This window comes from Streptococcus pseudopneumoniae, from assembly GCF_001072925.1.
Lineage (GTDB): Bacteria > Bacillota > Bacilli > Lactobacillales > Streptococcaceae > Streptococcus > Streptococcus pseudopneumoniae_Q.
Genome location: NZ_JVHE01000081.1, coordinates 45,762 through 53,773 on the forward strand (window position 1 = coordinate 45,762; position 8,012 = coordinate 53,773).

At 39.8% G+C, this 8,012-nt stretch carries 8 protein-coding genes; 7 read left to right on the forward strand and 1 reads right to left on the reverse strand.

Features of this window, described 5'->3' with window-relative positions:
• Positions 1-180: 180 nt before the first annotated feature.
• Positions 181-897, reverse strand: coding sequence for a GntR family transcriptional regulator (locus ADH81_RS04595; RefSeq protein ID WP_049526826.1), 717 nt, complete (start codon positions 895-897; stop codon positions 181-183).
• A 324-nt stretch (positions 898-1,221) separates the two neighbouring features.
• On the opposite strand from ADH81_RS04595, the gene ADH81_RS04600 reads away from it, so the two are divergent.
• The 7 genes from ADH81_RS04600 to lacD form a co-directional block, all read left to right on the forward strand.
• Entirely contained in the window at positions 1,222-3,009 is a 1,788-nt protein-coding gene (locus ADH81_RS04600; RefSeq protein WP_049526828.1) for a glycoside hydrolase family 35 protein, read from the forward strand.
• Entirely contained in the window at positions 3,006-3,482 is a 477-nt protein-coding gene (locus ADH81_RS04605; protein WP_049526829.1) for a PTS sugar transporter subunit IIB, read from the forward strand. The genes ADH81_RS04600 and ADH81_RS04605 overlap by 4 nt, the downstream gene beginning before the upstream one ends.
• Positions 3,483-3,508: 26 nt before the next feature.
• Complete coding sequence (locus ADH81_RS04610) at positions 3,509-4,414, forward strand: PTS mannose/fructose/sorbose/N-acetylgalactosamine transporter subunit IIC (protein WP_049526831.1); 906 nt, start codon at positions 3,509-3,511, stop codon at positions 4,412-4,414.
• On the forward strand, positions 4,401-5,222 hold the full coding sequence (locus tag ADH81_RS04615) for a PTS system mannose/fructose/sorbose family transporter subunit IID (protein WP_000185293.1): 822 nt from the start codon (positions 4,401-4,403) through the stop codon (positions 5,220-5,222). Before ADH81_RS04610 ends, ADH81_RS04615 begins: the two co-directional genes overlap by 14 nt.
• Before the next feature lie 3 nt (positions 5,223-5,225).
• A complete protein-coding gene (locus tag ADH81_RS04620) occupies positions 5,226-5,630 on the forward strand; it encodes a PTS sugar transporter subunit IIA (protein ID WP_075227001.1) in 405 nt (134 codons plus the stop codon).
• A 219-nt stretch (positions 5,631-5,849) separates the two neighbouring features.
• The gene (locus ADH81_RS04625; protein ID WP_049526833.1) at positions 5,850-7,016 is read left to right on the forward strand and encodes an SIS domain-containing protein; all 1,167 of its coding nucleotides are present in this window, start codon (positions 5,850-5,852) and stop codon (positions 7,014-7,016) included.
• A 10-nt stretch (positions 7,017-7,026) separates the two neighbouring features.
• A partial coding sequence (lacD, locus tag ADH81_RS04630) for a tagatose-bisphosphate aldolase (RefSeq protein WP_049526835.1) occupies positions 7,027-8,012 on the forward strand: 986 nt, incomplete at its 3' end.

Below are 8,012 nucleotides of genomic sequence, written 5' to 3' on the forward strand. Positions count from 1 at the left end.
ATAAAATACCTATAAAAAATATAAGAAGTTATTTAATTTGAACTGATTTTAATTTTTACTCTGTTTTTAGTAAAATTTCTCCAAATTATAGTTTAAAGTCATTTGATATTTCCTACTAAAAGCTGGCGTGCTATAATGAAAAACAGAAAAGCCTGAAACAATTGTCTCAGACTTTTAAGTTTAGTGATCGCGATCACAAGAGATAAATTTAATCTTATAGAAATCAGAACGTTTGTAAGTTTCAATGTATTCCAACACTTGGCCAGTTGACTCAAGTTTAGTTGTCTTGGTTTGGAGAACAGTTGGGAATTGAGCGTCGATTCCTAGGATAGAAGCAGCATGTTCTGGAGTTGGAAATACAATTTCATTGATTTCTTCAAAATGCTCGTCATTCATGTGAATGTGGTAGTCCAATTTGAAACGATTATAGATAGAACTATAGTATTCAAGATTTGGATAGTTTGCATTGATGTATTGTTCAGGGATATAAGATGTATGGTAGATATAAGTAACACCGTTAGATTCACGGATACGTTCGATTTTGTAATAAAATTGATCGCCACGCAATCCCAATTTTTCTAAGTAGTTAAGATCGTTACCGCGTTCAATGGAAAGAACAGTGACTTTATCGTCCTTGGTTTCAAAAATTTCTACATCAGAAAATTCTACGAGTTTGTGCTTGCGAGCGCGAGCCACAAAGGTTCCCTTTCCTTGTTGGCGGACAATATAACCGTCTTTAGCAAGGTCGTTTAAGGCGCGAACAACAGTGATTGAACTTACGTCATACATTGCAATCAATTCTGCTTCAGTGTAGAACTTGTCGCCACTTGCAAATTGACCTGAAATGATTTTATTTTTCAATTCATCTTTGATATATTGATACTTTGGAATTGCCATATTTTCACCTCATTTTTTCCTTCTCCATCTTCGATTTTACCATAAATAGTTTGAAAATGATAGTAAATAATGTAAAAAAATAAAATAATATTCTAAGTGATTGACTTACATATTATTTACGGTTAAAAACTCATACATTTATGCTATCTAGATCGAAAATATTTAAGAAAAAAATTTTTTACAAGAATTTTAGAAAACAATTCAGTAAAAAAAAGAAAAATTTTAAATAATTTTCGAAAAATCTATTGACAAGATGGATTCATTAGTTTATCATTTAATATAACAACAAATGAAAGCGCAAACGGAAAAGTATGGGGTGGTAAAATGACAAGGTTTAAAATTGAGGATGATTTTTACCTAGATGGGGAACCATTCAAAATTTTATCTGGTGCCATTCATTATTTTAGAATTCCTGAAGAAGACTGGTATCATTCATTGTACAATCTCAAGGCTTTAGGTTTTAACACTGTTGAAACCTACGTCGCTTGGAATTTACATGAGCCAACTGAAGGAAACTTCAATTTTGAAGGCAATCTTGATATTGAAAAATTTCTTCAGACAGCTCAGGACTTAGGCTTGTATGCTATTGTTCGACCATCTCCCTTTATCTGTGCAGAGTGGGAATTCGGTGGTTTACCAGCATGGCTTTTAAATAAAGACATGCGAATCCGTTCCTCTGATCCAGCCTTTATAGAAATGGTAGGACGCTACTATGATCATTTACTTCCACGTCTTGTTCCAAGATTGTTGGATAATGGTGGTAACATCCTCATGATGCAGGTTGAAAATGAGTACGGTTCATACGGTGAGGACAAAACCTACTTGCGTGAGATTCGTCGATTGATGGAAGAACGTTCAGTGACTTGTCCGCTCTTTACATCTGATGGTCCATGGCGAGCAACTCTGAAAGCTGGTACCTTGATTGAAGATGATCTCTTTGTGACAGGGAACTTTGGTTCAAAAGCTAACTTTAACTTCTCGCAAATGCAAGAGTTCTTTGATGAGTATGGCAAGAAATGGCCATTCATGTGTATGGAATTCTGGGATGGATGGTTTAACCGATGGAAAGAACCAGTCATCACGCGTGAGCCAGAGGAGTTAGCAGAAGCTGTACATGAGGTACTAGAGCAAGGCTCTATCAACCTTTACATGTTCCACGGTGGAACTAACTTTGGTTTTATGAATGGTTGTTCAGCTCGAGGAACCATCGATTTACCACAAGTAACATCTTATGATTATGACGCTCTCCTTAATGAAGCTGGCAATCCGACTGCTAAATACATGGCAGTTAAAGAAATGATGGCGACTTACTATCCTGAGTATCCACAATTAGAGCCACTTTACAAAGAGAGTATGGAAGTTGAAACCATTCCACTGGGTGAGAAAGTTTCTCTTTTCGAAACCTTGGATAGCCTAACAAGTCCTATCGAGAGTCTCTATCCTAAGAAAATGGAAGAGTTGGGACAAAGCTATGGCTACCTACTTTATCGTACAGAAGCTAGCTGGGACGCAGAAGAAGAACGCATCCGTATCATTGATGGACGCGATAGAGCTCAGCTATTTGTAGATGGGAAATGGGTCGCAACTCAGTACCAAACTGAAATTGGAGAAGATATCTTCCATCAAGGAAAAAAGAAAGCGCTCTCTAGGTTTGACATCCTTATTGAAAATATGGGTCGTGTCAATTACGGGCATAAATTCCTAGCAGATACACAACGAAAAGGAATTCGTACTGGTGTCTGCAAAGACCTACACTTTATGCTTAACTGGGAACACTATCCGCTTCCACTTGATAATCCTGAAAAGATTGATTTTTCAAAAGGATGGACAGAAGGACAACCTGCCTTTTACGCCTACGACTTTGAAGTTGAGTTGCCAAAGGATACCTACTTAGACTTATCTGAGTTTGGTAAAGGGATTGCCTATGTCAATGGCCGTAATCTAGGACGTTTCTGGAATGTTGGTCCAACCTTATCACTTTATATTCCACACAGCTATCTCAAGGAAGGTGCTAACCGCATCATTATCTTTGAAACTGAAGGGGAGTATAAAGATCACATACATTTAACTCGTAAACCTACACTAAAACATATAAAGGGGGAAAATTTATGACAATTGTAGGATGCCGTATCGATGGACGTTTGATCCACGGACAAGTAGCAAACCTTTGGTCTGCTAAACTTAATGTTTCACGTATCATGGTCGTTGACAATGATGTTGTGAACAACGATGTTGAAAAGAGCGGATTGAAACTTGCAACACCACCAGGTGTAAAACTTAGCATTTTGCCAGTTGAAAAAGCTGCAGCTAATATCCTTGCTGGTAAATATGATAGCCAACGTCTTTTGATTGTAGCACGCAAACCTGACCGTTTCCTCGGTTTGGTTGAAGCAGGTGTGCCACTTGAAACTGTCAATGTCGGCAACATGTCTCAAACACCAGAAACACGTGCGATCACACGTTCTATTAACGTTGTTGATAAAGACGTAGAAGATTTCCACAAATTGGCGGAAAAAGGTGTTAAACTTACTGCTCAAATGGTTCCAAATGATCCAGTTTCAGACTTTTTGAGCTTATTAAAATAGGAAAAAATTTTTAGGAGGTCATTGTTATGATACAATGGTGGCAAATTTTACTTCTCACTTTGTACTCAGCTTATCAAATCTGTGATGAGTTGACGATCGTTTCTTCTGCAGGTTCCCCTGTATTCGCTGGTTTCATTACTGGTTTGATCATGGGAGATTTGACAACTGGTTTGTTTATCGGTGGTAGCTTGCAGTTATTCGTACTTGGGGTAGGTACCTTTGGTGGTGCTTCTCGTATCGACGCAACTTCTGGTGCGGTTCTTGCGACTGCTTTCTCAGTTTCACAAGGTATTGAAACTGACCTTGCGATCACTACAATCGCTGTACCAGTAGCGGCACTTTTAACTTACTTCGACGTACTTGGTCGTATGACTACTACATTCTTCGCACACCGTATTGATGCTGCGATCGAACGCTTTGACTACAAAGGAATCGAACGTAACTACCTTCTTGGTGCAGTTCCTTGGGCTCTTTCTCGTGCCCTTCCAGTATTCTTCGCCCTTGCTTTTGGTGGAGAATTCGTACAAGGTGTTGTAAACCTTGTTAAAGAATACCAATGGGTTGCAGACGGTTTGACTCTTGCAGGTCGTATGCTTCCAGGTCTTGGATTCGCTATCTTGCTTCGTTACCTTCCAGTTAAACGTAACCTTCACTACCTTGCTATGGGATTCGGTTTGACAGCTATGTTGACTGTACTTTACTCATACGTAACAGGTCTTGGTGGAGCAGTTGCTGGTATCATTGGAACTCTTCCTGCTGACGTTGCTGAAAAAATTGGCTTTGCCAACAACTTCAAAGGCTTGTCTATGATCGGTATCTCTATCGTAGGTATCTTCCTTGCGGTGCTTCACTTCAAAAATAGCCAAAAAGTAGCTGTAGCAGCACCTTCTACACCATCAGAAAGTGGGGAAATTGAAGATGACGAATTCTAATTACAAACTAACAAAAGAAGATTTTAATCAAATTAACAAACGTAGCTTGTTCACTTTCCAATTGGGATGGAACTACGAACGTATGCAAGCATCAGGTTACCTTTACATGATCTTGCCACAATTGCGTAAAATGTATGGAGATGGAACTCCTGAGTTGAAAGAAATGATGAAAGTTCATACTCAATTCTTCAACACTTCACCATTCTTCCACACAATCATCGCTGGTTTTGACCTTGCCATGGAAGAAAAAGATGGCGTTGGTTCAAAAGATGCGGTTAACGGTATCAAGACTGGTTTGATGGGACCATTCGCTCCTCTTGGAGATACTATCTTTGGTTCACTTGTACCTGCTATCATGGGATCTATCGCTGCAACAATGGCTATCGCTGGTCAACCTTGGGGTATTTTCCTTTGGATCGCAGTTGCAGTAGCGTATGACATCTTCCGTTGGAAACAGTTGGAATTTGCCTACAAAGAAGGGGTTAACCTAATCAACAACATGCAAAGCACTTTGACAGCTTTGATTGAAGCTGCATCTGTACTTGGTGTGTTCATGATGGGTGCTCTTGTAGCAACAATGATCAACTTTGAAATTTCATACAAATTGCCAATCGGTGAAAAGATGATTGACTTCCAAGACATCTTGAACTCAATCTTCCCACGCTTGCTTCCAGCAATCTTCACTGCCTTTATCTTCTGGTTGCTTGGTAAGAAAGGTATGAACTCTACAAAAGCTATCGGTATCATTATCGTGCTTGCCTTGGCTCTTTCTGCCTTTGGTAAATTTGCACTTGGAATGGGCGCATAATTTATGACTAAATCATTGATTTTAGTGAGCCATGGACGTTTTTGTGAAGAACTTAAAGGTAGCACAGAAATGATTATGGGTCCACAAGACAACATTCATGCAGTAGCTCTTCTTCCAGAAGATGGACCAGAAGATTTCACTGCGAAATTTGAAGCTGCTGTCGAAGGTTTGGATGATTTCCTAGTCTTTGCTGACCTCCTTGGTGGAACACCATGTAACGTGGTGAGCCGTCTGATTATGGAAGGTCGTGACATTGAACTTTATGTAGGAATGAATCTTCCAATGGTTATTGAATTTATCAATGCTAGCCTAACTGGCGCTGATGCAGATTATAAGAGTCGTGCTTCAGAAAGCATTGTGAAAGTTAATGATTTATTGGCAAGCTTCGACGACGATGAAGATGAATAATACTCTTCAAAAATCAAATTCAAACCACGTCAGCTTCGCCTTGCCGTACTTGAGTACAGCCTTCGGCTAGCTTCCTAGTTTGCTCTTTGATTTTCATTGAGTATAAGATGTGATTGCGTTAAAACGTTAAATCATCTTATAGAAAATATACATGGGAATGGGAGCGGCTCCCATTCCCATGTTTTCAATCATGAAACAATATTAGATTAGAGGTTTTCAATGCTAGATTATACAAAAGAAGATTTGCTTGAGTTGGGGGCAGAAATCACAACTCGCGAAATTTACCAACAACCAGACGTTTGGAAAGAAGCTTTTGAAGCTTATCAAGCACGACGTGATGAAATTGCAGCCTTCTTACAAGGAATTGCTGACAAACATGACTACATCAAGGTTATCCTGACTGGTGCTGGAACTTCTGCTTATGTAGGTGATACTCTCATTCCTTACTTTAAAGAAGTTTATGATGAACGTAAATGGAATTTCAATGCTATCGCGACAACTGATATCGTAGCAAACCCACAAACTTATTTGAAAAAAGATGTGGCGACTGTTTTGGTATCATTCGCGCGTAGCGGGAACTCACCTGAGAGTGTGGCAACAGTTGACTTGGCCAAGGCCTTGGTTGATGAACTTTATCAAGTAACTATCACATGTGCGGCTGAAGGGAAATTGGCTCTCCAAGCGCATGGTGATGACCGCAACCTCTTGTTGCTACAACCAGCTGCGTCTAATGATGCTGGCTTTGCTATGACTTCAAGCTTCACTTCAATGATGTTGACAGCACTTTTGGTATTTGATCCTACAGAATTTGCTGTTAAAGCTGAACGTTTTGAAGTGCTATCTAGTTTAGCTCGTAAAGTCCTTGATAATGTGGCAGATGTCAAAGAGTTGGTAGACCTAGACTTTAACCGAGTGATTTACCTAGGTGCAGGCCCATTCTTCGGACTTGCTCACGAAGCCCAGCTTAAAATTTTGGAATTGACTGCTGGTCAAGTTGCGACTATGTATGAAAGCCCAGTTGGCTTCCGTCACGGTCCAAAATCTCTGATCAACGAAGATACAGTCGTTCTGGTCTTTGGTACGACAACAGACTATACTCGTAAGTATGATTTAGACTTAGTTCGTGAAGTTGCAGGAGACCAAATTGCTCGACGCGTTGTTCTCTTGAGTGACCAAGTCTTTGGCCTTGAAAATGTTAAGGAAGTAGCACTTGGATGCGGTGGGGTTTTAAATGATGTTTACCGTGTCTTCCCTTATATTGTTTACGGTCAGTTATTTGCTCTCTTGACTTCGCTTAAAGTTGGTAACAGACCAGATACACCATCACCTACAGGTACAGTGAACCGTGTCGTTCAAGGTGTCATTATTCACGAATTTGAAAAATAAGGAAGAATCTATGAGTAAATTAACATTAAGCCCAAATAAACTTGCTTGCATGCAAAAACTCTCAGATGGAAATGGTATCATCTCAGCTCTTGCTTTTGACCAACGTGGTGCTTTGAAACGCCTTATGGCTCAATACCAAACAGAAGAGCCAACAGTAGCTCAAATGGAAGAACTTAAAGTCTTGGTAGCAGATGAATTGACTAAATACGCTTCATCAATGCTTCTTGACCCTGAATATGGCCTTCCAGCAACCAAAGCTCTTGATCCAAATGCAGGTCTTCTCCTTGCTTATGAAAAAACAGGATACGATACAACAAGTACAAAACGCTTGCCTGACTGCTTGGATGTTTGGTCTGCAAAACGTATTAAAGAACAAGGTGCAGATGCTGTTAAGTTCTTGCTTTACTATGACGTAGATAGCTCTGACGAACTCAACCAACAAAAACAAGTCTACATCGAACGTATTGGTTCTGAGTGTGTGGCTGAAGATATTCCATTCTTCCTTGAAATCTTGGCTTACGATGAAAAGATTGCTGATGCAGGTTCTGCAGAATATGCTAAAGTAAAACCACACAAGGTTATCGGTGCTATGAAGGTCTTCTCAGATCCACGTTTCAACATCGATGTCTTGAAAGTAGAAGTTCCAGTTAACGTGAAATACGTTGAAGGTTTTGGCGATGGAGAAATCGTTCATACACGTGAAGAAGCAGCTGCTTTCTTCAAAGCACAAGACGAAGCAACAAATCTTCCATACATCTACTTGAGTGCGGGTGTATCCGCTAAGCTCTTCCAAGAAACTCTTGTCTTTGCTCACGAATCAGGTGCAAACTTCAATGGTGTTCTTTGTGGACGTGCTACATGGGCTGGATCAGTTGAAGCTTACATCAAAGATGGTGAAGCAGCAGCTCGCGAATGGCTTCGTACAACTGGATTTGAAAACATTGATGAACTCAATAAAGTACTTCAAACAACAGCTACTTCATGGACTGAACGTGT

Excerpts from the sequence above, each read along its gene's own strand:
- ADH81_RS04595 (WP_049526826.1), bottom strand. The coding sequence starts at position 897 with ATGGCAATTCCAAAGTATCAATATATCAAAGATGAATTGAAAAATAAA.
- ADH81_RS04600 (WP_049526828.1), top strand. The coding sequence starts at position 1,222 with ATGACAAGGTTTAAAATTGAGGATGATTTTTACCTAGATGGGGAACCA.
- ADH81_RS04605 (WP_049526829.1), top strand. The coding sequence starts at position 3,006 with ATGACAATTGTAGGATGCCGTATCGATGGACGTTTGATCCACGGACAA.
- ADH81_RS04610 (WP_049526831.1), top strand. The coding sequence starts at position 3,509 with ATGATACAATGGTGGCAAATTTTACTTCTCACTTTGTACTCAGCTTAT.
- ADH81_RS04615 (WP_000185293.1), top strand. The coding sequence starts at position 4,401 with ATGACGAATTCTAATTACAAACTAACAAAAGAAGATTTTAATCAAATT.
- ADH81_RS04620 (WP_075227001.1), top strand. The coding sequence starts at position 5,226 with ATGACTAAATCATTGATTTTAGTGAGCCATGGACGTTTTTGTGAAGAA.
- ADH81_RS04625 (WP_049526833.1), top strand. The coding sequence starts at position 5,850 with ATGCTAGATTATACAAAAGAAGATTTGCTTGAGTTGGGGGCAGAAATC.